21 protein-coding genes and 1 pseudogene are annotated in these 24,605 nt (G+C 51.2%); 17 read left to right on the plus strand and 5 right to left on the minus strand.

The window, feature by feature from the left end:
• Window positions 1-14: 14 nt before the first annotated feature.
• From FYJ63_RS11095 to FYJ63_RS01780, 11 genes are all read left to right on the plus strand, one after another.
• A complete protein-coding gene (locus FYJ63_RS11095; RefSeq protein ID WP_154543202.1) occupies window positions 15-1,376 on the plus strand; it encodes a GDSL-type esterase/lipase family protein in 1,362 nt (453 codons plus the stop codon).
• A 44-nt stretch (window positions 1,377-1,420) separates the two neighbouring features.
• The gene (locus FYJ63_RS01735) at window positions 1,421-1,861 is read left to right on the plus strand and encodes a hypothetical protein (protein ID WP_154543204.1); all 441 of its coding nucleotides are present in this window, start codon (window positions 1,421-1,423) and stop codon (window positions 1,859-1,861) included.
• A gap of 64 nt (window positions 1,862-1,925) precedes the next feature.
• The gene (locus FYJ63_RS01740) at window positions 1,926-2,678 is read left to right on the plus strand and encodes a hypothetical protein (RefSeq protein WP_154543206.1); all 753 of its coding nucleotides are present in this window, start codon (window positions 1,926-1,928) and stop codon (window positions 2,676-2,678) included.
• Window positions 2,679-2,838: 160 nt separating this feature from the next.
• Window positions 2,839-3,543 carry a hypothetical protein gene (locus tag FYJ63_RS01745; protein ID WP_154543208.1) on the plus strand — a complete coding sequence of 235 codons (705 nt, stop codon included), beginning with the start codon at window positions 2,839-2,841 and terminating at the stop codon, window positions 3,541-3,543.
• Window positions 3,544-3,558: 15 nt separating this feature from the next.
• Window positions 3,559-3,804, plus strand: a complete 246-nt coding sequence (locus FYJ63_RS01750; protein WP_154543210.1) for a hypothetical protein — start codon at window positions 3,559-3,561, stop codon at window positions 3,802-3,804.
• A 39-nt stretch (window positions 3,805-3,843) separates the two neighbouring features.
• Window positions 3,844-4,689, plus strand: coding sequence for a hypothetical protein (locus FYJ63_RS01755; protein WP_154543212.1), 846 nt, complete (start codon window positions 3,844-3,846; stop codon window positions 4,687-4,689).
• A gap of 57 nt (window positions 4,690-4,746) precedes the next feature.
• The gene (locus FYJ63_RS01760; RefSeq protein ID WP_154543214.1) at window positions 4,747-5,472 is read left to right on the plus strand and encodes a hypothetical protein; all 726 of its coding nucleotides are present in this window, start codon (window positions 4,747-4,749) and stop codon (window positions 5,470-5,472) included.
• A 15-nt stretch (window positions 5,473-5,487) separates the two neighbouring features.
• Entirely contained in the window at window positions 5,488-5,904 is a 417-nt protein-coding gene (locus FYJ63_RS01765) for a hypothetical protein (RefSeq protein WP_154543216.1), read from the plus strand.
• Between the two features lie 31 nt (window positions 5,905-5,935).
• Window positions 5,936-6,382: a hypothetical protein gene (locus tag FYJ63_RS01770; RefSeq protein WP_154543218.1), complete on the plus strand. Its 447-nt coding sequence runs from the start codon at window positions 5,936-5,938 to the stop codon at window positions 6,380-6,382.
• Window positions 6,383-6,423: 41 nt separating this feature from the next.
• Window positions 6,424-7,176 (plus strand): hypothetical protein, encoded by a 753-nt coding sequence (locus FYJ63_RS01775; protein ID WP_154543220.1) that lies wholly within the window; start codon window positions 6,424-6,426, stop codon window positions 7,174-7,176.
• A 160-nt stretch (window positions 7,177-7,336) separates the two neighbouring features.
• On the plus strand, window positions 7,337-8,041 hold the full coding sequence (locus FYJ63_RS01780; RefSeq protein WP_154543222.1) for a hypothetical protein: 705 nt from the start codon (window positions 7,337-7,339) through the stop codon (window positions 8,039-8,041).
• Between the two features lie 288 nt (window positions 8,042-8,329).
• Here the strand turns inward: FYJ63_RS01780 and FYJ63_RS01790 are convergent, their stop codons facing one another.
• The 3 genes and pseudogenes from FYJ63_RS01790 to FYJ63_RS01800 all read right to left on the minus strand — a co-directional run bounded on the left by FYJ63_RS01790 (window position 8,330) and on the right by FYJ63_RS01800 (window position 11,441).
• Window positions 8,330-8,842, minus strand: coding sequence for a hypothetical protein (locus FYJ63_RS01790; RefSeq protein ID WP_229769858.1), 513 nt, complete (start codon window positions 8,840-8,842; stop codon window positions 8,330-8,332).
• Window positions 8,843-8,867: 25 nt separating this feature from the next.
• Window positions 8,868-10,280 (minus strand): hypothetical protein, encoded by a 1,413-nt coding sequence (locus FYJ63_RS01795; RefSeq protein ID WP_154543226.1) that lies wholly within the window; start codon window positions 10,278-10,280, stop codon window positions 8,868-8,870.
• Between the two features lie 155 nt (window positions 10,281-10,435).
• Window positions 10,436-11,441, minus strand: a pseudogene (locus tag FYJ63_RS01800) (IS3 family transposase).
• Window positions 11,442-11,587: 146 nt separating this feature from the next.
• Here FYJ63_RS01800 and FYJ63_RS01805 point away from each other — a divergent pair.
• The 4 genes from FYJ63_RS01805 (at window position 11,588) to FYJ63_RS01820 (ending at window position 14,753) form a co-directional block, all read left to right on the plus strand.
• Window positions 11,588-12,415, plus strand: coding sequence for a hypothetical protein (locus FYJ63_RS01805; RefSeq protein ID WP_229769859.1), 828 nt, complete (start codon window positions 11,588-11,590; stop codon window positions 12,413-12,415).
• Complete coding sequence (locus tag FYJ63_RS01810) at window positions 12,405-12,926, plus strand: hypothetical protein (RefSeq protein WP_154543230.1); 522 nt, start codon at window positions 12,405-12,407, stop codon at window positions 12,924-12,926. The genes FYJ63_RS01805 and FYJ63_RS01810 overlap by 11 nt, the downstream gene beginning before the upstream one ends.
• 301 nt (window positions 12,927-13,227) lie before the next feature.
• Window positions 13,228-14,259, plus strand: coding sequence for a hypothetical protein (locus FYJ63_RS01815; RefSeq protein ID WP_229769860.1), 1,032 nt, complete (start codon window positions 13,228-13,230; stop codon window positions 14,257-14,259).
• Complete coding sequence (locus FYJ63_RS01820) at window positions 14,256-14,753, plus strand: hypothetical protein (protein ID WP_154543234.1); 498 nt, start codon at window positions 14,256-14,258, stop codon at window positions 14,751-14,753. Before FYJ63_RS01815 ends, FYJ63_RS01820 begins: the two co-directional genes overlap by 4 nt.
• A 14-nt stretch (window positions 14,754-14,767) precedes the next feature.
• Here the strand turns inward: FYJ63_RS01820 and FYJ63_RS01825 are convergent, their stop codons facing one another.
• Window positions 14,768-15,280 carry a prepilin peptidase gene (locus tag FYJ63_RS01825; RefSeq protein WP_229769861.1) on the minus strand — a complete coding sequence of 171 codons (513 nt, stop codon included), beginning with the start codon at window positions 15,278-15,280 and terminating at the stop codon, window positions 14,768-14,770.
• A 242-nt stretch (window positions 15,281-15,522) separates the two neighbouring features.
• Window positions 15,523-16,188, minus strand: coding sequence for a hypothetical protein (locus tag FYJ63_RS01830; protein ID WP_154543239.1), 666 nt, complete (start codon window positions 16,186-16,188; stop codon window positions 15,523-15,525).
• Between the two features lie 427 nt (window positions 16,189-16,615).
• On the opposite strand from FYJ63_RS01830, the gene rpoB reads away from it, so the two are divergent.
• Window positions 16,616-20,116, plus strand: a complete 3,501-nt coding sequence (gene rpoB, locus FYJ63_RS01835) for a DNA-directed RNA polymerase subunit beta (RefSeq protein ID WP_154543241.1) — start codon at window positions 16,616-16,618, stop codon at window positions 20,114-20,116.
• 29 nt (window positions 20,117-20,145) lie between these two features.
• A complete protein-coding gene (locus tag FYJ63_RS01840; protein WP_154543243.1) occupies window positions 20,146-24,051 on the plus strand; it encodes a DNA-directed RNA polymerase subunit beta' in 3,906 nt (1,301 codons plus the stop codon).
• Window positions 24,052-24,605 lie beyond the last annotated feature (554 nt).

Consider the following 24,605-nt stretch of genomic DNA (forward strand, 5'->3'; position numbering starts at 1 on the left):
CCGGAGGGTTCGTTGTGGCTGTGGTTGTCATTTCCGGCATTGCGCTCGTTGTCCCCGGCAACCGCCTCGGTGAAATCGTCGAATACTCCATCTGCAAGGTGGTAAATTGGCAGGATTCATCCTCATGCGCGGTGTCCGAAGCTCAAAAGATGACTACCGGTGGTGACTTTGATAATCGTGCGGAACAAATTTCCCATTTGGTACAACGTGACCCGTCAGCGAGCATGTTTGTTTCTGGGGACAGTTTTATCTCAGGGGAAGGAAGTAATCGATACATTCGTGAATCGAACCAGTCACCCACGGAATGGTACTACGAGGTGAGAGATTTCACCTGTCCCAAGGACTATGCGAAAATAATTGGGCATACTACTGTGTCTTATGACTATTCAAGCTGCACAGAAAAACTAATTAGAACATATAATTCTGACAATCCAGAAGAAGCTGGCGTAACAACTGAGAGTGATGGTGGCTATATCCATTTCATCCAAACACGTCAGTACGGCGAAAATGGAAGATGCCATCGAGCGGTTGATTCGGCTGCTGAAATTGTCGCGAACGGTTTAGGAATCCCAATGGATACAGGGCAGTACATTAATGTCGCTTGTTCGGGTGATACGTTTGATACCGTGGCGATTCATACCCAGGACGCGAACGTTGACCCGAACAAAGTGTTGCTTTTAGATATGTCCATAGGTGGAAACAACCTGGATTTTGCGGGTATCATCACAAAATGTGCTGGGCTAAATGGACCTATAGAGGGTTGCACAAATAACAATGATCCAAAAGATAGTACTCCTGATGATTACGATTCCATATATCCAGCCGAGCTCCCTGACATTATTTCCGGCAAGGAAAAAATCCGTACTCGAACCCCGGATGGATACGTGTATAAAACTTACAGGGATTACTTGGTGGATCTCTACACGGAAGCCAAGGAAAAATATCCTAATGCTACTATTATGATGCAAGGCTATCCAAGATTTTGGTCAGAGAATCCAGATGGAAAAACTCATGCAATCCATGAATTAGGTGGCGGTAAAGATCTAATAATTTCAAGTGGTGAAAAGAAATGGATGAACCAACAAAGCCTGACAGTCAATAACCTTATGAAAGATGTCGCGAATGAGGTAGGGGTAACATATGTTGACACGTATGAGCTGTTCAAGGGACATGAGGTTGATTCTGCCGAGCCGTGGATTAACGGAATCTACTTTACTGGTCGAGAAGGCAACCAAGATAATACCGGGGTATTAGATCCTAACAGCGGTTCAATGCATCCCAATAAGACAGGCTACAGAGAAATTGCTAATGAAAAACTCCGTCTTTTGCAGAGGATGCCGCCAGAGCAGTTCCCAGAGGGTGCCTTTTCGTTTTAGGAGTTAATTGTCTTATGAGATTTTCGAAGGAAATGGAGGAACCGGTGGAACGAAGCGTTGCAGAATCCGCAAAGGATGGTAGCTCAAAACCGGAAGGTCGGTTGCGTTATAAGCTCGCTTTTGCTGTCATCTGTTATTGGTTTGTTTGTCTTATAATCAACAACATAGTCGCCACCTTCTTTTTCGGCTGGAACGAATATGATGTTTTCTCCTCCGGCGGTGGCGGTTTAATATATATATTGAGTGTTTTTCCTGCCGTGACATTCTTTGCGCAAATATTTAATTACTTGACATATCATCCAAGTAAGAAGCATCCCGAAAGGGATATTTTAAAATACGAGAAGATTACATCAATCTTGTTTTTCGTGATGCTTTCAGAGTTAATAATTTCCGCTTTTATTATCGGTATAACATACCGCCCAGAGAATCCACAGTTGATACCCGGGTTTGCGCTTATAATGTCAACGCCAGGGATGTTTTTCTAACGTTAAATTGAACCACTCCATTACTATTCCCTCATTGCACTTTTTAACCAGATTGGAATCAAAAATGCCCGCTTACAAACGTCTCTTGCTTGTTCTTCCAGTTGCTGCCTTGCTCTTGGGTTCTTGTGCCGAAACCTCCTCAAGCCCCTCTAGTCCGACAACCTCCGCAGCGGTAAGCGAGACTCCTTCCCCAGAGCTCACACCCGTGGACCCTGCTGACATTCCGAAAGGGCTCTTTGATGAGAAGCCTCTGGATGGCAAATATCAGGGATTGTTCTTGAAGGTTGAAGATTTTGATAACTATTTGGATTCACCCGCCGGTTGGCGCACCGATGCGGAGGAAGAGCTGGGTGAGGAACCCCTGGAATTCGTGGAGCAATCTTGTGATTTTCCAGTCGGGCAAACTCCCTGGCGAGGACGTGAGCAGCACGCTTGGAATGCTTCTCAGTTTGGTCCGGTGATGGTTCAGCAGATTCGCCACACCGGCAAGAAAGAAGCGGACGTGCTTATTGAACAGATTCGCCCGCATATTGAGAGCTGTCAGGCGAAAGGCAAGGTGGACTCCTCGATGTATGAGGGTACAAGCTACACTTATGAGCTCGTTGACTCGACGTCTGTTCCCGGCTCGGTCATGTGGAAACGTACCAGTCATTTCGAGAATCCCGAGGACGGGTATGATACAAATGTCACGTATGTCGGCATGATGTCAAAGAAAGATTGCCTAATCCTGTTTCTCTGGGGTATGACGCCGATAATGCAAGAATTCGCAACCCCTGAAATCCTTCTCGACGCGATGAAGACCGTTAGTGAAAAGTAGTGAATGGATACGTTTATGCCTGTTGTTGAGAATCGGAATGATTCCGAGTGGCCAACAATGGTTCTTTCCATCCAAATGAAGATGGTCAACGAGCAAGGGCAAGGGCGATTCGTTCCACATTGGAATCTCTCCCTGCGAACTGAATGAAGGAGTGTTAATCATGTTTACTAAGAAACGTCTCACTATTGTTGCAGTAGTAATTGGTGTTGCTCTGGTGCTGTTGTTGGGTTTTACTTTATTCTCGAGATGGTGGTTGGAGTATCAGATAAGTTTGGCTGATGAGAAGGGGTTGCCGCCTTTGACTGCGCAGCAGCAGCGGTTGTTTCTTGGTAATGATGAGTTGTTGAACACTCCGGAGTTGCCTGCTGAGTGGAGGGATCTTCAGGATCCTCCTGATGCGAGCCAGAATGTGTTTCTTGAATCTTTTTCTTGTGGTGATGGTACTCTTGATTACGTTACTTGGTATGGCACGGAGCAGCGGCATAAGTTGGCTTCTTTTGTGGGTCCGCATCTTATGCAGCTTATTCGTGTTGTGGATGAGGAACCCGCCCGGGAGGCAATTTCTAAGATGAAGAATACTGTCATTCCTGGGTGTATTAAAAGACAGCCGGTTACTTATAAAATTAGTCCTACTGAGCAACATCGCTACGAGCTGGTGGACACGTCCTCTATTCCGGATTCCGTGATGTGGAAAATTACTACTACCTCAACTGAGGTGCCAGACTATCTGAAGGTTGATTATGTCGGGGCTCAGCTGAAAGATGATGCGCTGGTGGTTTTCGTCTGGGGCGGAAACCCAACCATGAACGAGGCCACGGTTCCAGAAGTGGTATTCGACGCGATGACCAAGGTGAGTGAAAAGTAGTGAATGGATACGTTTATGTCGGTTGTTGAAAATCGTCCTGATTCAGAGACGAAGTACCCTACCGTGAAGGAGGGTTTTCTTTGGTGGGAATTTGGGGTTTTTATTTTCAATAATTTGTTTTATTTTGTAGCCAGTGATTCTGAAACTCCGGCTGTGCCTCTATCGCTTATCCTGGTGGACATCCCACCCATGATTGTTTTTGTGCTGTTTTTCATTTACAAATACATTTTTTCAAAATCAGACCACGGTGATAAGTCATAGAAAGCCTACCGGAATCGTCTCGGACTCCTCGTGGGCTGCTTGATTGCGCTCATTATCGTTATGCCGATATTTATCCTCGAAGGTGATCTCAATGTTGGTGACATGGACTTCCAGGTGAAGCTGCAAGAAATGATGCTAAAAACAAGTCTTTGGATAATGTTTCTATCGATGCTTATTGAGTTCACTCGTGAAAGGTCTACTATGAAAATCAAACGATTATTTTATTTGTTCCCCACTGCTTTTGCTGCTTTTTTTCTTGCCGGCTGTACCACACCGGATTATGAAAAGTTAGCTGCTGAGGCCGCGCCGCAAATTCCGCTTACTGCGGAGCAGAAAGGTTATATGCTTGGCCCCGACGATTTGACTCCTCAGTCAACCAACGGCTGGACTGAGGCGGCTAATTCGGAATTGGGCGACTTTTCCGAGGGGTTGAGCCAGTATATTTGTAACTTGCGTGATATTGACTCGATTACGGTCTATTCAGAGCCTTATCATCATGCCATGGAGGCATCTATGCTCGGTCCGGTTTTGTATCAACAGGTGAAAGTGACGAAGGCTCAGCCGTTGCGTGACTTGATGTTCAAGTTGAAGGAGCAGGTGCCTCAGTGTAAATCCAAGTCTCCATTTGTGTGGAAGCTTGAGGCGAATAATCAGTATTCCTATGACGTTGTTGATGATTCAAAGGTTCCGAATTCTATTGTTTGGAAGATGACGGTAAAGGGGAATGATGATGCCGGTAATGAACACCAGAAGCTGGTATATATCGCGATTATGGTGAAAGGAGAGGCTATGGTGGCGTTGGTGCTTACCGGTGTGGACTATACAGCCAACGATGGAATCAAGCCCATCCTCGACGAGGCAATGGCTAAAGTAACAGCGAAATGATAACGTGTGACAGGGGTTCCTGTTGAACGAGTCGAGGGGGACACGAAAGGACTGGTTATGTCTGAAAATATCAAAAAGGCTTTTGCTTTGGTTTCAACCTGTATGGTGCTCCTATCGGGTTGTGCCACCAGCGCAAACAGTAATAACGCCTCTCCTGAGGATAACTACAAGAAGTTCCAGAACGACCCGGCAATGCAGAATGCTAAGCCGGCCGAGCCCTTGAGTGAAGATCAACTTGCAAATCTGCTAGAGGTAACTGATTTTGAGAACTACTTGGATGCACCCGCTGGGTGGCGTATGGATGCGCAGGAAGATGTGGATGATGATACTTTTCTGCTAATGAACTATGGGTGTGACTATCAGTTTGATTTCGGTTATAGGGACATACGAACAAGGGCTTTTAACGCTTCACAATTTGGACCGGTAATGGTTCAACAGATTCGCACGCTTTTCGAGGAAGATCCTGATGATGTTATCGAGATCGTAAAGAAGGACATCCCTGCCTGTGTAGATCGTTCTCCTGTTTCTTGGCCCGGTACGCCCAATCGTGAAGACACCTACGAAATGGTTGACAGCTCTGCAATTCCTAACAGCGTTGTGTATAAAATTTCGCAACACATGACAGACGGCACCACCCCAACCGATAATGTGATTTATGTTGGGTTTATATCTAAGGATGATTTGCTAATCAACTTTTTTTGGGGTCTAACACCAATGACTTCCACTCAATATGCCCCTTCGGAGATTCTCATCGACGCGATGACCAAGGTGAGTGAAAAGTAGTGAATGGATACGTTTATGTCGGTTGTTGAAAATCGTCCTGATTCAGAGACGAAGTACCCTACCGTGAAGGAGGGGTTTCTTTGGTGGGAGTTTGGGGTTTTTATTTTCAATAATTTGTTTTATTTTGTAGCCAGGGATTTTGAAACTCCGGCTGTGCCTCTATCGCTTATCCTGGTGGACATCCCACCCATGATTGTTTTTGTGCTGTTTTTCATTTCCAAATACATTTTTTCGAAATCGGATCATGGTGATAGGTCGTTGAGAATCTATCGGAATCGTCTCGGACTCCTCGTGGGCTGCTTGATTGCGCTCATTATCGTTATGCCGATATTTATCCTCGAAGGTGATCTCAATGTTGGTGACATGTTCCTGTACCCATTCGTCCTTGTCGGTTTGGTAGTTCCTTTCCAATTTTATGCGGTTGTGGGGTGAATATGTCAATCAAACGGAAATGGAGGTAGCGATGGAACGAAGCGTTGCAGAATCCGCAAAGGATGGTAGCTCAAAACCGGAAGGTCGGTTGCGTTATAAGCTCGCTTTTGCTGTCATCTGTTATTGGTTTGTTTGTCTTATAATCAACAATATATTAGCCACCAACTATTTCGCTTTGAACGAATATGATGTTTTCTCCTCCGGTGGTGGCGGTTTAATATATATATTGAGTGTTTTTCCTGCCGTGACATTCTTTGCGCAAATATTTAATTACTTGACATATCATCCAAGTAAGAGGCATCCCGAAAGGGATATTTTAAAATACGAGAAGATTACATCAATCTTGTTTTTCGTGATGCTTTCAGAGTTATTAATTTCCGCTTTTATTATCGGTATAACATATTGCCCAGAGAATCCACAGTTGATACCCTGGTTTGCGCTTATAATGTCAACGCCAGGCGTTTTCTTTCTATTGTAGGTGTCTTTAGCCTTCTTAACTAAACACGATAGGATTAAACAATGATTACTTCAAAGCGTCTCTTGCTAGTACTTCCCGTAGTTGCTTTGCTCTTGGGCTCTTGTGCCGAAACCTCCTCAAGCCCCTCTAGTCCGACAACCTCCGCAGCGGTAAGCGAGACTCCTTCTCCTGAGCTCACACCCGTGGACCCTGCTGACATTCCGGAAGGGCTCTTTGATGAGAAGCCTCTGGATGGCAAGTATCAGGGATTGTTCTTGAAGGTTGAAGATTTTGATAACTATTTGGATTCACCCGCCGGTTGGCGCACCGATGCGGAGGAAGAGCTGGGTGAGGAACCCCTGGAATTTGTGGAGCAATCTTGTGATTTTCCAGTCGGACACGCTCCCTGGCGAGGACGTGAGCAGCACGCTTGGAATGCTTCTCAGTTTGGTCCGGTGATGGTTCAGCAGATTCGCCACACCGGCAAGAAAGAAGCGGACGTGCTTATTGAACAGATTCGCCCGCATATTGAGAGCTGTCAGGCGAAAGGCAAGGTGGACTCCTCGATGTATGAGGGTACAAGCTACACTTATGAGCTCGTTGACTCGACGTCTGTTCCCGGCTCGGTCATGTGGAAACGTACCAGTCATTTCGAGAATCCCGAGGACGGGTATGATACAAATGTCACGTATGTCGGCATGATGTCAAAGAAAGATTGTCTAATCCTGTTTCTCTGGGGTATGACGCCGATAACGCAAGAATTCGCAACCCCTGAAATCCTTCTCGACGCGATGAAGACCGTTAGTGAAAAGTAGCGAATGGATACGTTTATGCCTGTTGTTGAGAATCGGAATGATTCCGAGTGGCCAACAATGGTTCTTTCCATCCGAATAAGAAGGGGCAGTTAGCGCGTGCGAAAGCTATTCGTTCCACATTGGAATCTCTCCCTGCGAACTGAATGAAGGAGTGTTAATCATGTTTACTAAGAAACGTCTCACTATTGTTGCAGTAGTAATTTCTGTTGCTCTGGTTCTGTTGTTGGGTTTTACTTTATTCTCGAGATGGTGGTTGGAGTATCAGATAAGTTTGGCTGTTGAGAAGGGGTTGCCGCCTTTGACTGCGCAGCAGCAGCGGTTGTTTCTTGGTAATGATGAGTTGTTGAACACTCCGGAGTTGCCTGCTGAGTGGAGGGATCTTCAGGATCCTCCTGATCCGAGCCAGAATGTGTTTCTTGAATCTTTTTCTTGTGGTGATGGTACTCTTGATTACGTTACCTGGTATGGCACGGAGCAGCGGCATAAGTTGGCTTCTTTTGTGGGTCCGCATCTTATGCAGCTTATTCGTGTGGTGGATGAGGAACCTGCCCGGGAGGCAATTTCTAAGATGAAGAATACTGTCATTCCTGGGTGTATTAAAAAACAGCCGGTTACTTATAAAATTAGTCCTACTGAGGAACATAGCTACGAGCTGGTGGACACGTCCTCTATTCCGGATTCCGTGATGTGGAAAATCACCACTACCTCAACTGAGGTGCCAGACTATCTTAAGGTCGACTACGTAGGGGCTCAGCTGAAAGATGATGCTCTAGTGGTTTTCGTCTGGGGCGGAAACCCAACCATGAACGAGGCCACGGTTCCAGAAGTGGTAATCGACGCCATGACCAAGGTGGCAGCGAAGTGACAGTTGGGGCGCTGATTCCAGGTAGCCTAGCTGGTGAAAGCGGTAAGCACGAGGACTATTATCACGCCGAGAGCCATGAATCCTGACCTTAGTTGCACGATTATAGACATCATGACGGGTCACTAAAGTTGTGCAACTGAGGTCTCAAAACAAACGAACCTAAATTGCGGGGTCATGCCAGAAGAACATGCGCGGGGTCAACCCCGACGCCACCGTCATTGAGCTTTCTGCCAAAACCGGCGAGGGCATGGATGTTTGGATTGACTGGCTGTGCGTCAACGCGCTTGACTAGCCGTTATAGGTTAGATCATCCATAAAGGACTTCAACCATTTTGAATCGAGGGGCTTTCCATTTTCCGTGCTAATGGCAATAACCGAGCAGGCGTCCGGAGAGGACTGGCACCCGGCGATCCAAGCGCCATAGCGCTTTTTACCTTCCGTGTCAGTGAAATTAAATTCCGCAAAAGCCGCATTTTGAGTTCCGGGAATAGTTATTTCCGCACTATCACTGATCTCGAGGTCTTCAATTTTATTGAAAAAACGAGCCGAGGCTGCCAATTCTGTGATAGTAGCCTTAGCAAAAATTCCATCATTAAAATGGTCAGAGACCTGAATTAGAGTGCCGTTGCCAAGCCAAGCTTTTTGATATGTTTCCGATGTGACTTCGACTTGCTCCATATCGCTTGGCAGGTTGAGACTCCAAGGGCCGGACTGGGTTTTCCCGTGGCTTCCGCATCCGCTCAATGTAAAACTGGCAGCTAATGCAACACCAAGGAGAAATAACGTCTTCTTTGTAATCATTAATCCACTCTTTCTTTTCATTGGTCTATCTTAATTGCCTGACGCTCGCCAGCCCCTGGAGCTCCATACCAGATAACCTCGCTGCGTTTAGCTGGTTATAACCTAATTTAACGTCTGCCCCCACAGAATACGGACCGGCCTTAATGTTCGCACCCGCTCCGGTTTCGTAATTGCTTCCTTGATAGTTTGCTTTCCAAACCTTTGCTTCTTCGTATAAATATTTTTGGAAAGGATCCGCATTATCTGAAGGTTTTGTCATAGCATTGCCGGTAATAGCTTTTACATTTTCGACCGACTCGAGGTTAGGATTCAGCATAGCAAGATACGCAGCAGACACCCTCTGACTATAATCAGGGTCTTTCGGATCAAGTTCCCAGTTTTTGTTTATGATTGTTTGGTTGAGTCCTTGAATGTCGATTAATCCCGATTTCAAAACGTTTCTTGTGGCAGCATGTCTGCCTTTTGATTGTGTTTCTTCAGGATTGGCAGCAACCCCAGATGCGGTGACTTGGGTAATTTCCTCAGTTATGTTAATTAATCTGGCTTGGGGGTCAAATTTGAATCGAGTTTCCACTTTGGAAGAACCATCGAAGCCCACATTTGATGCGTTTCCATTCGCGGCCAGTGTCTGATTCTTCACAAAAGTGAGAGTGCCATCGTCATTTTGACGAATTTGAATTGCTTCATTAGCTCCCGTGCCTGCCCCTAAGGTAGTATCAAAAGACAAAGGCAAGTCTATGCCTAACTCCCCGGCAATCTCTGAAGCCTTTTTTACCCCGATGATACGTGAACTCGGTGTCACCTTATCGTTTCCCGAAAAATGAATAACGGCTTTTTCAAGTAGATCGCCAACTACCGGTACATTTTTTGCCGACTTAGACGCTGTTTTTCTTTGCAAGAACGCGTTCAGATCCTCAGAGTTGTCGAAGGTTACCTCGTCACCAAGCTGCAATCCGATGTTGGAGGCTGCTTCTAGATAAGCCTTTGCTCCCAGATTTTTCGGTCCGACATCGAAACCTGCACCTAAATAGGCTCCTAGGGATTTTTCATCGAGTAAGGTGGCCTTATATTTCCCGTTGTTGTCAAGCGCAATTTTCCATACCAGCCCATCTTGCCCTTGAACTATGCTCACTTTTAGCGCCTTGTTGAAATTGATTCCTTGAACCTGAGTTGTGTAGGTATCAGGTTTGTAATCCTCATCATCTGCGTCAACGATGGTGTAGGTTTTAGAAGACGCTAGATTCGTTACCTGGCAGATCGCAGACGCAGCTATCGCGGATATCTTTGAACTAGGAACCAAAAAAAGAATTGCTTCAACCAGCATGGCCGCGACTATGAAGATGCCTGCATAGCTCAAGTTTGAGGCACCTTGCTGAGGTGACATTTGATTATGTCTTCTTGGTGATCGAAACTCTCTCAGTCCTGCTTTAGTGACCATCCAACCTATCTTTCAGCAATTACCCATCATGCACTCAGGATGCTATCATAAAAGAGAAGTCCAGTGCTCCAGATTTTTAGTCGGGGAGGCAAAAACGTGGTAACACACGTCATTTTGAGTGCGGAACCGAAGAATCCTGGGTTTTGTTCCGTTTCTTATACGGGGGTCAGTTCGCTGACCCGGGTCTGATTATACATGTCAATGATCTCGGCTGGTGTTCGGTATTCGAGTGCTTCGTGGAGGCGCTCGTTGTTCCACCAGTGGACCCAGTTCAATGTAGCGAACTCGACCTCGGTCAGTGAGGCCCGGGGCTGGGAATAGATCAGCTCGGTCTTATATAGCCCGTTCACTGTTTCTGCGAGGGCGTTATCGTAGGAATCACCCACGCTCCCGGTAGAGGGCTTGATCCCGTAATCAGCGAGTTTCTCGTTATACGCGATGCTCGTGTATTGCGAGCCATGATCAGAATGGTGTGTCAGATCCACCAGAGTATCTTTCGCTCCTTGGATGGCCTGCTCGAGCGCCTCCAAGGGTAGGGCCTCGGTTTTCATCGAGGAGCGGGTCGCCCAGCCCACAATCTTGCGGCTATAGACATCAGTAACGAAAGCGGTGTACACGAAGCCGGACAAGGTTCGCACATACGTAATATCAGCAACCCACAACTCGTTCGGCCTACTCGCCTTGAACTGTCGATTCACAAGATCCGGGCGAGAATCTACTTCGGGAGTAGGCCTGGTTGTGATTGGGGTGCGTCCCCGGCGAACACCCTTAATCCCAGCGATGTTCATGAGCCGAGCCACCTGGTCACGGCCAACATCCCAACCAGCACGCCGGACTGCATGCCACATTTTCCGCACCCCGTAGACGCCAAAATTCTTTTCGTGAATCAACCGTAGTTCTTCAGTGAGAATCTGATCACGAATACTTCTCGCGCTGGAGCCGCCTAACCTCCTCGTGCTCTTCACGCGTGAGTCCCTGCCGCACGCCAGTCTCAACAAGATGTCGTTCATACCAGCGGCGTAGCGACTCGTTCGCGATTCCCAGTTTCGGGGCGATCTCGTTGACTGCCTGCCACTGAGAACACGAGCCATCACCAGCTAACCGATCCACGAGCATCCGCACCGCGCGATCCTTAAACTCCTGTGAATACCTCTTAGACATATCCCTAATCCTCTCAAAAACAAGGAGGAACAAAACCCAGGACGATTCAATGGCGGTACACGAAAGATAATTTCGCAGACATGGAAAATCCCTACGATTACGCGAACAAACAACTTGCCTCGAAGGACATACTGTGGGCAACTGACATGAAACAACAACAAATCGGGGACTGCTACCTTGCTTCCACGATGTTTGGTTTGGCTGCAACCAAGAAGGGGTCTGACATTCTTCGGTCTCGAATAAAGCGACATCCGCCAGATGACGACCTTCCTCAGGATGGGTGGACTGTGAAAATCCAGGTTCCAGGTTATGATGAAAATGGCGTTTTTACTGAACTTGAAAAGGAAGTTATTGTTGGGCAAGAATATATCAATGGTATAACCCAGGGAGATGATCCATCCTTGTATTCAATCTATGAAATGGCTTATGGGATTGCCAACGGTGATGAGGAATTAGGAAACGGCGGATGGTCTGAGGAAGTCTTGGATTCATTCGGCACAATTCCGACTGCAAAATATTATAATGTGAGTTTAATTGACGCAGCGGGTCCGAATAATGCCACAACAGAATCCGGGAATAAAACAACTCGATACGGTTTTGAGAAAAAAGCGATGCAATCTATTATAGAAGCTGCTCAAAGCGAAGATAATACTGTAGTGGTAACAACTTTCTCTGAAAATTATTTTTTTGATGAATACACGCATAAGGCTGAAGTTGAAGCTACTTACCTAAATGATCATTATTTCGAAGAGGAAGATTATGTCAATATCGTTGCAGGACACGCCTATACTGTTTTGTATGCTGATGAGGAAGGCTTAACCGTGAGAAATCCACACGGATCGAACCCGGGTTCAGGTCACCCTCCACTGATGGATAATAGGACGGTACCGGAAACAATAACATTTTCATGGCAGGATGCCTCCAAAGTTTTTGGTGCTTTTGAGGTTGGAGATTTGAGTAAATATGAAGATTAATAAACCTGTTTTGCTCCTTGTAGCGGGTCTTGCAACTCTCGTCGTCATTATCTTCGTAGGGTCAGTGATGAGACCTCAAGGGGAGCCGGAACCGAAATACACTTTCCCCACAGAAACCAAGACTTCCACCCCCAATGCCGAGGTTGAGATCGATCCAAATGGATATGAGCTTAGGATTCAACGCACCGGCATAGCCTCTCTCAGCAGCGACGGTGATATCCAGATCACTTTCGATTTCATCGAACCGACGGAAGGTGAAAAACCGGCAATGGCTGTCATGTCCCTTGCCTCGTTGTCTAATAAGCTCGCTGGTAAATTAGATAACGCTACGTTACGAATGAAAATCGGTGATCAAATTACTGAGCCCCTGGTTGGAAAATTTGAGTTAGTCCAGCTTGACGTGGCTGAACCGCAGGAAGGCAGGGCAGTCAATGGCACAGCTCTTATCCGTTTCTGGCCGTCTTCGAAAATAGCACCATCACAAAAACTTCCCGTGTGGGGGGATCGCTGAGCGACTCGTTTTTACTATCTCGGGAGTGTCTCCAAACCTCTGTAACTGTTATGATTTCGCTAACAAGAGAATTTGAGGTGGAATCGGGCGATTACGGTCAACGATGAGAATCCTGCCACAGTCTGGGTTGCGGTCGGTCTCATGGGGCGCTGAAAAATGGCATTAATTCTGCGTAGATATCGGTTGTGGTTTTGTGTGTGTAATCTTCTCTAATTCGGATTCTGCAGAATCGATTTGGTTCCTTTAGTTTTGATATTATATCATGCATTTGGAATTGCCGGATTCGCACTATGGGGGGCGTATGAGTCGCTTAGAGCGTGGCTCAGAAGCGATTGGGTATGTTGGTGTTTTCTTTGTAGCTTTTGTCCTAGTCTTTGGTGTTATTGAACTTCTGCCGGGAATTGAGCTTGGTCCTATAGTGAAGTGCGCTATTTCAAGCGTTTCCGGGCAAGCTTCTCAGTGTGATGAAACAGTCTCGGCGATGCCTGACGAGGAATCGGAGTCTCCCGTTGATTCGGGAGACCGGGAGATGCAAAGGCGTGAGTCGAGGATTTCTCGGTTGGAAGACGAGGATAATCGTGAGCGGAGAGCCAGTCCTAGTCCGAGTGTTTCGTCTAAGCAGGGGAAAACTGGGAAAGGTACTAGCTCCGGCCTTGCTGGTCCGGGCGTTCCTGGGACGAAGAAACCTAAGATACCTGATGTCCCTGCCTGGCCTCCACGTGACGAAGGGTCGGGGCTCTATGCTTCTGAGTCTCCAAATGCTGGTGATTACGCGATGAAAGATGTTGTTGGTGTTGCAGCGAACGCTACTTCGGGGGCATGGCCTGAGGCCGCCAAGAATCTTCATCATTATCTTGAAAATTCGGGTAAACCGCTTGAGCAGGATGTTGATGGGATGCTGAAAGACAGCGTCAGTTTTAAAGAGCAAGCTGCAATCACTCAAAAAGAGGTAATAAAGAGTGCAATATCTGAGGCTAAAGGTGACGGCGGAGACGGACCAATTACATACCCCGTAAATACCGGATGGAATGCATTTTATTTTACGGACAGTGATAATTGGTTTTACGCTTTGGGCGGGATTTCCTATAATTGGACGGGTTATGTAACAGTTTTTCCGCCCAGTCAGCTTGGTGGTGAGTGGTCTTATGACTGGTTTGGTCAGGTGAATATTTATGATCGATACAATTGGGATGGGACTAAGTCGACTAAGATTGGTCCTTTCAATGTAACCGATAAGCAGTTGGGGAGATTCCATGTTGTTGGTCTGGCGCAGGAATATGATGCTGTGGGATCGTCTTCGCAGTTGCATGAGAAAGGGAGTTTGCGGCCATGAGTGGGCGTAGTGTGTTTGGTTTGATTTTTTCTGGCCTGGTTTTGCTGGGGTCTTTGGCCGGTTGCGCCACGTCTAATGCAGAGGTTTCTCCCTCGCCCTCCTCGCCCTTAGAGGTGAGCGGTGATGTGACTGAGCAAGCGAAACAAGCCCTCGCAAAGGGTGGACTGGAACTGCCGGCGGGCGCCACCAACGTAACCTATGAAAGAGTGCAAGATGAACAAAACCCATATAAAGATCTTTATAGAATAACTTTTGATTTATCTTCACAAAAAGCTCTTAAATACTGTGAAGAACAGGGCGTTGGACCAGGCTTTAGTGGAGACATAGTTGCATCTCAAGCAAAAATTAATTTTGGGTTTGTTCCTGATGAGTCTCAGCTTAAGTCGCGTTGTGATTCTTTGTGGGATGAGGATTTGAGGTGGAATCGGGCGATTACGGTCAATGATGAGAATCCTGCCACAGTCTGGGTTGCGGTCGGTCTCATGGGGCGTTGATTCCAGGTAGCCTATCAGGTGAAAGCAGGAAGTGCGAGGACTATTATCGCGCCGAGAGCCATGAATGGGCCAAAGGGGATGAAGGATTTAAGCGTTATTTTGCGGGTGAGGATTAATCCTACGCCAATAATAAGTGCCAGTGTATAAGCCGCAATTGTTCCGAGAATAAGGTGGGTCCAGGATAGGTATCCAAGAACGAGACCGATGCTTCCTGACAGCTTCACGTCACCAAGTCCCATGCCGTGACCGGCTGAAATAAATGCCTGTAAAAAATAAACTGCGACCAAGGCGAGACCGGCCAGAAAAGCCCGACCGATAGCCGCCGGAGACGACTCAACAAGACCGACCACTATCACGCCAATCGCGCAGACCAGCAAAAGGGGATAGGTGATTCGGTTCGGGAGGCGGTAGGAAGCTAGATCGACATAGGAAAGAAGCACCAGACCCCCACCCAATATCATGGATAATAAAGCGAAAGCCGGACGATTCCCCCAAACAAAACCGAGCAATCCCAGAAAAACAGCCATCGTGAAAGGCAGTGATCTTGGCGGAAGAACTATGCCTTTCTCAGGGGGTACTGACTTGGCGTTTTCCTCTGAACGAGGTTCGGCGGTGGAGTAAGCGGAGCCGGAAGAACCAGCTGGAAGATAGCGTTTTTCCCGCAGATAACTCTGAGCTGTGATTCCTCCGAGAGTGCCGAACATAAGACCGATGATAAGAAAGACCGTCCGCTGTGCGATTGTGAATCCAAACCACCCCAGAGCCATTGCTAACCCACCAGATGTGGATCAAATTGCTTCGCGATATCGTCTTGCGAAGTCAAAACCACGTTTGGTTCTTTCCAGTGAAGCTCCACATCGAGCTCTATTTCACCGCAATTTACATTACCGGAAACAAAAATGTCCGGATCTTCCTCCGGCAGGGAAAACGTGGCGGTTGTGGAATCCCCACCTTCCTCACCTTCTGTTGCTGCATTCGCGGCAGCTAAGGACTCCAAATAGGCCTCGATCTTATCATCAAGCTCTGCTTGCAAATCGCTTGTGTCGCAACTCGAGACTTTTGCTCCCAGAGTAGAGACGGCGGTTTCCTTCTCGAAATCACCAGAAGCGAACTTGGTGTTGCTCTGCACCATCACGCGATATTCGTTTTGGTTAATGGGGGAGCCGGAGATTAATTTGGCATCGTTCTTCTGTGCAAACGTCCTAGCATTGGGCTTACCCAAGGTCAACTCTGACCAGCTTGGCGAACTGCCGTTGATATCATCGGTGAAAAGATCATGCATTTGCTCCACGTTGTAATCAGCCCAAGCCAATGCCGAGGCATCTGCGGACACCTGGAGACGATCCATCTGGTCACCTATGGCGGAAAGCTTGATCACGTAGGTAAAACCGAAAGCCAGCAGTAGTAGGCCGAAGAAAATCATCAGGATAGCCATGCCGCCACCGCTTTCTTCTCGGAGAAATCGGAGTCTTCTCATGGTGTCGAGTCTCAATCGTAGCCTAGTCATTTTTTCCTTTTCGCGAATAATCCATCTTCTAACCCTCACAGCAAGTTTACAGGTTTATTCAAGCTTGGATAATCGGCCTAGTCGGGAAATGCTTAGCGGTGGTAGGGGCGGTTCCGATTTTGCGTAAAGAAGCGGGGTGAAACGGAACCGTCCCCGCGGCTACGCTCAACTGTGAAATTGCAGGGGAGGAGGCAAATGTGCTAGAGTTAGCACTTGCGTTTACTGAGTCCGAGGCGGCCTGTGACCTGCGGTTTTGCAAAAAGTGCGCGTGAAGCCGACAGCCAGAGCGACAGCGAGGGGCCAGTTGTTCAAACGCCGGTGCGCACCACCAAGTGATTAAAAGGAAGAGGAAGCCTTGGCTGCCAGCACGCCTAAAACCGAAGAAACTCCATTCCGTGTTTCTTTTGCTCAAATCAACGAACCCATGACCCCGCCAAATCTTTTGGCCCTGCAAACCGAGTCTTTTGACTGGTTCCTCGGAAACGAGGCTTGGCAGGCGCGGGTCGCCGAAGCCAAAAAGACCGGCGATAAGCACGTCCCGACGACCTCGGGCCTGCAAGAAGTCCTGAACGAAATGTCTCCTATCGAGGACGCGGGCGGGACGATGAGCCTGTCTTTCAAGGACTACACCCTGGACGATCCCACCCACACGATTGATGAGTGTAAGGATAAGGACCTCACCTACGACGCCCCGATGTTCGTCACCGCCGAGTTCATCACCGCGGAGACCGGCGAAATCAAGACCCAAACCGTCTTCATGGGTAATTTCCCCTTGATGACCCCGCGCGGGACTTTCATCATCAACGGCACTGAACGTGTCGTCGTCTCCCAGCTCGTGCGTTCCCCCGGGGTTTACTTCGAGAAAACCGCCGACAAGACCTCTGACCGCGATATTTACCTCGGCAAGGTGATTCCATCTCGCGGGGCATGGCTTGAGTTTGAAATCGACAAGCGCGACTCGGTCGGCGTGCGCATCGACCGCAAGCGCAAGCAATCCGCCACGATTTTCTTGAAAGCCATGGGTATGAGCGCCGCGGAAATCCGCGAGGCCTTCAAAGATTTCCCGATGATGCTCGAGACCCTCGAAAAAGACGGCGCCATCGAAACCCAAGACCAGGCTCTTGAAGACATCTACCGCAAGATTCGCCCGGGTGAGCCGCCGAGCGCGGAGGCCGGTCGCGCACTGCTCCACAACTTCTACACCAACCCGAAGCGTTACGACCTCGCGGAAGTGGGACGTTACAAGATCAACAAGAAGCTCGGAGTGGACCGTGACATGGACGGTCGCACCCTGAACCTGACCGATATGGTCGCAGCCTTCCGCTACCTGCTGGCGCTGCGCGAAGGCGCGGACACGGTCGAAGTCAAGGACGCGAACGACAAGCCGGTAGAACTCAAGATTAAAACCGACGATATCGACCACTTCGGCAATCGCCGCGTTCGCGCCGTGGGCGAACTCATCCAGCTCCAGGTCCGCACCGGCATGTCCCGCATGGAACGCGTGGTGCGCGAACGCATGTCCACCCAGGACATGGAGGCCATCACCCCGAACAGCCTCATCAACATCCGTCCGGTTGTGGCGGCGATGAAGGAATTCTTCGGGACCTCCCAGCTCAGCCAATTTATGGATCAAAACAACCCGCTCGCGGGCCTGACCCACAAGCGGCGCCTCTCCGCACTCGGCCCCGGGGGCCTCTCCCGCGACCGTGCGGGCATGGAGGTACGTGACGTTCACCCCTCCCACTACGGGCGGATGTGTCCGGTGGAAACTCCGGAAGGCCCGAACATTGGCCTGATTGGGTCGCTGGCAACCTTCGCGCGCATCAACCCCTTCGGGTTTGTGGAAACCCCTTACCGCGTCGTGAAGAAGGGTGTCGTCACTGACGAAATCCACTACATCACCGCAGACGACGAGGAAGGCCTGAATATCGCCCAGGCCTCCGCGAAGCTCACCGAGGACAATCACTTTGTGGAAAAGGAAGTTCTGTGCCGTTCCACCGGTGGGGATCCGGTCTTGGTCGAGCCCGAGGAAGTCGATTTGATGGACGTTTCGGCCCGCCAGATGGTTTCGGTGGCGACCGCCATGATTCCGTTCCTCGAACACGATGACGCTAACCGCGCGCTGATGGGCGCAAACATGCAGCGCCAGGCCGTGCCGCTCTTGAAGACCGAGTCGCCGCTGGTCGGAACCGGTATCGAGAAGCGCGCCGCGGTTGACGCCGGCGATGTCGTTATCGCCAAGAACGCCGGCGTGGTCACCGAAGTGAGCGCCGACCTCGTCAAGATGCAAACCGACGAGGGCGAGACTGATACCTATAAACTCGAGAAGTTCCAGCGCTCCAACCAGGGTAACTGTTACAACCAGCAAGTGGTGGTCTCCGAAGGCCAGCGCCTCGAAAAGGGCGACGTTATCGCTGATGGGCCGGCGACCGACCGTGGCGAGATGGCTCTCGGGAAGAACCTCCTCGTGGCTTATATGTCTTGGGAAGGCCTAAACTATGAGGACGCGATTATCGTTTCCCAGCGGGTCGTTTCCGAAGATCTCCTGACCTCAATCCACATTGAGGAACACGAAATCGATGCCCGCGAGACGAAACTCGGGCCGGAAGAAATCACTCGCGATATCCCGAACGTGTCCGAAGCGGCTCGTAAGGATCTCGATGACCGCGGGATTATCCGTGTCGGCGCGGAGGTTCACGCCGGCGATATTCTCGTCGGCAAGATCACCCCGAAAGGCGAGACGGAGTTGACCTCCGAGGAGCGCTTGCTGCGCGCCATCCTTGGGGAAAAGGCCAAAGAGGCTCGCGACACTTCCTTGCGCGTCCCCCACGGCGAGTCCGGCATTGTCATCGCGGTAAAGGAGTTCTCCGACGAGGATGAAGATTCCGAGTTGGCTCCCGGTGTGAACCACATGGTGCGCGTCTACATCGCCCAGCGCCGCAAGATTACGGTCGGCGACAAGATGTCGGGACGCCACGGCAACAAGGGCTGTATCTCCAAGATTCTCCCCGTGGAAGACATGCCGTTCCTCGAAGACGGCACTCCGGTTGACATCATGTTGAACCCGATGGGTGTCCCGGGCCGTATGAACATCGGCCAGGTTCTCGAGTTCCACTTGGGTTGGATGGCCCACGAAGGCTGGGATGTCACCAAGGCGCTGGAGTCCGGAGAAGATTGGGCGAAACACGTGCCGCTGCCGACCGCCGAGCCGGGACAGCACGTCGCCACTCCGGTTTTCGACGGCGCCGAGGCCGATGTGATTACGGGAATGCTCCAAAACACGCGGGTTCGCGACGGCTACGACCACCAGCTCATTGACGCTGACGGTAAAGCCCAGCTCTTTGATGGACGCTCCGGCGAGCCCTTCCCCTACCGGATTGCGGTGGGCTACAAGTACATGCTGAAGCTCCACCACTTGGTGGACGACAAGATTCACGCCCGTTCCACCGGCCCCTACTCGATGATCACCCAACAGCCGCTCGGCGGTAAAGCCCAGTTCGGCGGCCAGCGCTTTGGTGAGATGGAAGTTTGGGCCCTCGAGGCTTACGGTGCGGCTTATGCCCTGCAAGAGATTTTGACCGTGAAGTCCGATGACGTGCAGGGGCGCGTGAAGGTCTACGAGTCGATTGTTCGCGGGGTGGATCTTCCCCAACCGGGCATCCCCGAGTCTTTCCGTGTTTTGATGCAGGAAATGCGCTCCCTGTGCCTGAATGTTGAGGTGCTGGACTTTGATGGCAACGCCATTGACATGCGCGACGACGAAGACGAGGCGAGCCGCGGGGCGGCGAAGTTGGGCTTCGATTTGTCGAAGCGACCCAATGCTCCGGGTATGGCTTTGACTATGGACGAAATCTAAGAGGACTGGCGGAAAGGTAAGAGAAAACAATGATCGATGCGAATAAATTTGCTGCCCTGCACATTGGGCTGGCAACCGAAGAGGACATCAACCGCTGGTCTCACGGTGAAGTTCAGAAACCCGAAACCATCAACTACCGCACGTTGAAGCCGGAAAAAGACGGCCTGTTCGACGAGCGGATTTTCGGGCCGACCAAGGACTGGGAATGCGCTTGTGGAAAGTACAAGCACGTGCGCTACAAGGGCATCGTGTGTGAGCGTTGCGGCGTGGAGGTGACGCGCTCCAAGGTGCGTCGTGAGCGGATGGGTCACATCAAGCTCGCCGCCCCTGTGACCCACATCTGGTATTTCAAGGGCGTGCCGTCTCGACTCGGCTACCTTTTGAACCTGGCGCCGAAAGACCTCGAAAAGGTCATCTACTTCGCGGCCTACATGATTACGTGGGTGGACGAGGAGCGTCGCCACAAGGATCTTGCGGATATGCAAAAAGAGTCCGATTTGGCTCGCGAACAAATCGAGAAGAACCGCGACCTGGACGTGGAGAAACGCGCCCAGAAGATGGAAGAAGACATGGCGGCCCTTGAAAAAGAAGGCGCCGAGAAGTCTGACCTCGACAAGGTGAAGCGCGCCGGCGAGAAGGAGATGCGCGCGATTCGCCACCAGGCCGAAACCGATTTGAAACTTCACGACGAGGTTTGGGATCGCTTCAAGACCCTGAAGGTCGGCGACCTCGAGGGCAACGAGCTCGTATACCGCGAGATGTATGCGCTCTACGGCACTTATTTCAAGGGCGGCATGGGCGCCCAGGCGGTCAAGGATCGCTTGGAGTCTTTCGATTTGGAGGGCGAAGCCACGGAGCTCAAAGAGGTCGTGGAGACGAAGACGGGTCAGCAAAAGACCCGCGCTTTGAAGCGCTTGAAGGTTATTAATGCCTTCTTGAAGACCGGAAAGCCGGCCTCCGCGATGGTGTTGGATTCGATTCCGGTTATCCCTCCGGATTTGCGCCCGATGGTGCAGTTGGACGGCGGTCGTTTCGCGACTTCGGACTTGAACGACCTGTACCGTCGCGTCATCAACCGCAACAACCGTTTGCGTCGCCTCCAGGACTTGAACGCTCCGGACATCATCGTCAACAACGAGAAGCGCATGTTGCAGGAGGCCGTTGACGCCTTGTTCGACAATGGCCGTCGCGGTCGTCCCGTGACCGGCCCAGGTAACCGCGCCTTGAAGTCGCTGTCCGACATGCTCAAAGGCAAGCAGGGTCGTTTCCGCCAAAACCTGCTCGGTAAGCGCGTGGACTACTCGGGGCGTTCCGTTATCGTGGTCGGCCCGCAGTTGAAGCTCCACCAGTGCGGTTTGCCGAAAGAAATGGCGTTGGAACTCTTCAAGCCCTTCGTGATGAAGGTCTTGGTCGAAAACGCCACGGCGCAAAACGTCAAAGCCGCCAAGCGCATGGTGGAGCGCGGCGCCGCGGAAGTGTGGGACGTCCTTGATGAAGTCATCACGAACCATCCAGTGTTGTTGAACCGTGCTCCGACCCTTCACCGTTTGGGCATCCAGGCTTTCGAGCCGCTCTTGGTCGAAGGTCGCGCGATCCAGCTCCACCCGCTCGTTTGTGGCGCGTTCAACGCGGACTTCGACGGGGACCAGATGGCGGTTCACGTGCCGCTGTCGGCTGAGGCGCAGGCAGAAGCGCGCGTCTTGATGCTTAGTTCCAACAACATCTTGAAGCCTTCTGACGGTCGTCCGGTGACCATGCCTTCTCAGGACATGATTATCGGAATCTATCACCTGACTTCGGAAGAGGACCCGACGATGGTTCACAACCCGAAGTTCGACGATAAGGGTGAGCGCGTGTTGAAGCGCTACACGTCTCCGGCGGAGGCGCGTTTGGCTTTCGACAACGATGATTTGGCCTTGCAAGAGACCTGCATCATCCGGATGGAGCCCGGTGACGTCCCGCCCGAGGACATGGAGATGCCCGCGGATTGGCAGCCGGGGGATCGCTTCGAGCTGGAAACTTCGCTCGGACGAGTGATCTTTAATGACACTTTGCCGCGCGAATACCCGTTCATTAACTACGTGGTGGCGAAGAAACAGCTCGGCAAGATCGTCAACGACCTCGCGGAGTTGTATCCGAAGGCCGAGATTGAGGTGTCCTTGGATGCCTTGAAGTCCTTCGGTTTCCACTGGTCGACCTGGTCTGGCATCACGATTTCCTTTACTGACGTCGTGCCGCCGGACACGAAACCGGCCATATTGGAGAAATACGAGAACATGGCCGCGGACATCCAGTCTGATTACGACCTCGGTGCGATCACTGAGGAAGACCGTTATTCGGGCTTGATTAAGCTCTGGGAGGCAGCCACGAACGAGGTTGCGAAGGCGATGGAAGAGAACTTCCCCGAGCGCAACACGGTTTACCGCATGGTGAAGTCCGGGGCACGCGGTAACTGGTCCCAGATTCGCCAGATTGCCGGTATGCGCGGGCTCGTGTCCGACCCGAAGCAGCGCTTGATTGAGCGTCCGATTAAGTCGAACTACCGCGAAGGCCTGTCCGTTTTGGAATACTTCATCGCGACCCACGGCGCGCGCAAGGGCTTGGCCGATACCGCGCTCCGTACTGCGGAATCCGGTTACCTGACCCGTCGTTTGGTGGACGTTTCGCAAGACGTCATCATTCGGGAGTCCGATTGTGGAACCCGCCGCGGTTTGAAGATCGTGATTGGGCAAAAGCTTGATGACGGCACGGTCGAGGCCGATGAGCTCGTCGAGACCACGGCTTTCGCGCGGACTCTCGCGCGAGACGCAGTGGACGAGGACGGGAACGTGGTTTTGGCTGCGGGCGAAGACGTCGGTGACGTTGCGATTCGCAAACTCTTGAAGGCGGGGATTACCGAGATTACGGTCCGTTCCGTCTTGACCTGTGAGGCTCCGGTCGGGACCTGTGCCGCTTGCTACGGGCGCTCCTTGGCTACCGGTAAGCGGGTAGACATCGGTGAAGCGGTAGGCATCATTGCCGCGCAATCCATTGGTGAACCCGGTACCCAGCTCACGATGCGTACCTTCCACACGGGTGGCGCCCAGTCTGGCTCCGACATTACCCAGGGTCTGCCCCGTGTCCAGGAGCTTTTCGAGGCGCGTACCCCGAAGGGCGAGGCAGCGATTACCGAAGCCGCAGGTCGGGTCAAGATTAACGACGATCCGGCGGGAGCCCGCGAGGTAATCGTGGTGCGCGATGACGGCAAGGAAGACCTCCACATTGAGGTTTCCCGCCGCCAGAAGCTCCTCGTGGAGGAAGGTGACCACATCGAGGTTGGCGAGAAGCTCACCGAAGGTCCGGTGGACTTGAAGAAGCTCTTGCGAGTCAAGGGCCAGCAGGCGACCCAGAAGGCGCTCGTCAACGAGGTGCAGCAGGTCTACCACAGCCAGGGCGTGGATATTCACGCTAAGCACATCGAGGTGATTGTTCGCCAGATGTTGCGTCGCGTGACCGTCCTGGAGGAAGTCGGTGACACCTCCTTCCTCCCCGGCGAACTCGTGGACCAGGCCGTGTTCTTGGGAGAAAACCGCCGTATGGTTGAGCAGGGCAAACAGCCCGCTTCGGCGCGTCCGGAGTTGATGGGTATCACCAAGGCTTCGCTCGCGACCGATTCTTGGCTGTCGGCGGCCTCCTTCCAGGAGACGACCCGCGTCTTGACGGAAGCAGCGATGAACGGGACGAACGACCCGCTGTCGGGCTTGAAGGAAAACGTCATTCTCGGCAAGCTCATTCCCGCGGGAACCGGTTTGGCGCGTTACCGCAACGTGGAGATTAATCCTTCCGAGAAGGGCCGCGAGGCGTTGATGGCGCAACTGCCGTACAACGACACGACCGGCTTCGGGGCATTCGACGATTTCTCGGAGACAAACCTCGACTTCCCCTTCGGGATTTAGGTTTTACCATCGGGGACGGGTCATTTTGATAAATTTCTAGCGGTCGGGGACGGTTTCGGCTTTGCGGAGGCGTAAGCCAGAGCAAAGAAGAACCGTCCCCGAGACCGCGCAGCCGGAGTGGGTCAGACCTCGGTGCGCAGCCGGAGCGGGTCAGACCTCGGAGCCGGAGCGGGTCAGACCTCGGTGGCGTAACGAAGTGGAGCCAGCAGGGTCTGACCCCGACCGTGAAGCCGTTTAAAACAACTCCGCTACGCCAGAAGGGTCAGCCCCTTCCAGCTCCGTTCCCTTCGGTCACTACGCCGGAGAGGTCTGACCCGCTTGGCTACGCTTCGCTTCGGGGATTGCCCCGCGCTCGGTATTGGCTTCGGGGCGTACACGAATGTACGGCGTAAACCCACCGCGCCTTAGCGTCCCTTACCCCAAAACGCCAAGACCAACGCAAACACTTATACGCTCGGCCGAACAATCTCGAGCTAACCGGTTAGGCCTTACATTCGTGAACACTGCCGTGGGTTTCTGGTGGGGCTCGGGCGGGTATTGCGGGGGTTTCGTTC

The sequence above is a fragment of the Mobiluncus porci genome (assembly GCF_009695935.1).
Taxonomy (GTDB): Bacteria; Actinomycetota; Actinomycetes; order Actinomycetales; family Actinomycetaceae; genus Mobiluncus; species Mobiluncus porci.

Coding starts and splice junctions, on each gene's coding strand:
- FYJ63_RS01820 (WP_154543234.1), top strand. CDS start 14,256: ATGAGTGGGCGTAGTGTGTTTGGTTTGATTTTTTCTGGCCTGGTTTTG.
- FYJ63_RS01825 (WP_229769861.1), bottom strand. CDS start 15,280: ATGGCTGTTTTTCTGGGATTGCTCGGTTTTGTTTGGGGGAATCGTCCG.
- FYJ63_RS01780 (WP_154543222.1), top strand. CDS start 7,337: ATGTTTACTAAGAAACGTCTCACTATTGTTGCAGTAGTAATTTCTGTT.
- FYJ63_RS01760 (WP_154543214.1), top strand. CDS start 4,747: ATGTCTGAAAATATCAAAAAGGCTTTTGCTTTGGTTTCAACCTGTATG.
- FYJ63_RS01805 (WP_229769859.1), top strand. CDS start 11,588: ATGAAACAACAACAAATCGGGGACTGCTACCTTGCTTCCACGATGTTT.
- FYJ63_RS01770 (WP_154543218.1), top strand. CDS start 5,936: ATGGAACGAAGCGTTGCAGAATCCGCAAAGGATGGTAGCTCAAAACCG.
- FYJ63_RS01750 (WP_154543210.1), top strand. CDS start 3,559: ATGTCGGTTGTTGAAAATCGTCCTGATTCAGAGACGAAGTACCCTACC.
- FYJ63_RS01840 (WP_154543243.1), top strand. CDS start 20,146: ATGATCGATGCGAATAAATTTGCTGCCCTGCACATTGGGCTGGCAACC.
- FYJ63_RS01765 (WP_154543216.1), top strand. CDS start 5,488: ATGTCGGTTGTTGAAAATCGTCCTGATTCAGAGACGAAGTACCCTACC.
- FYJ63_RS01740 (WP_154543206.1), top strand. CDS start 1,926: ATGCCCGCTTACAAACGTCTCTTGCTTGTTCTTCCAGTTGCTGCCTTG.
- FYJ63_RS01790 (WP_229769858.1), bottom strand. CDS start 8,842: ATGATTACAAAGAAGACGTTATTTCTCCTTGGTGTTGCATTAGCTGCC.
- FYJ63_RS01775 (WP_154543220.1), top strand. CDS start 6,424: ATGATTACTTCAAAGCGTCTCTTGCTAGTACTTCCCGTAGTTGCTTTG.
- FYJ63_RS01810 (WP_154543230.1), top strand. CDS start 12,405: ATGAAGATTAATAAACCTGTTTTGCTCCTTGTAGCGGGTCTTGCAACT.
- FYJ63_RS01745 (WP_154543208.1), top strand. CDS start 2,839: ATGTTTACTAAGAAACGTCTCACTATTGTTGCAGTAGTAATTGGTGTT.
- FYJ63_RS01830 (WP_154543239.1), bottom strand. CDS start 16,188: ATGGCTATCCTGATGATTTTCTTCGGCCTACTACTGCTGGCTTTCGGT.
- FYJ63_RS01815 (WP_229769860.1), top strand. CDS start 13,228: ATGAGTCGCTTAGAGCGTGGCTCAGAAGCGATTGGGTATGTTGGTGTT.
- FYJ63_RS01795 (WP_154543226.1), bottom strand. CDS start 10,280: ATGGTCACTAAAGCAGGACTGAGAGAGTTTCGATCACCAAGAAGACAT.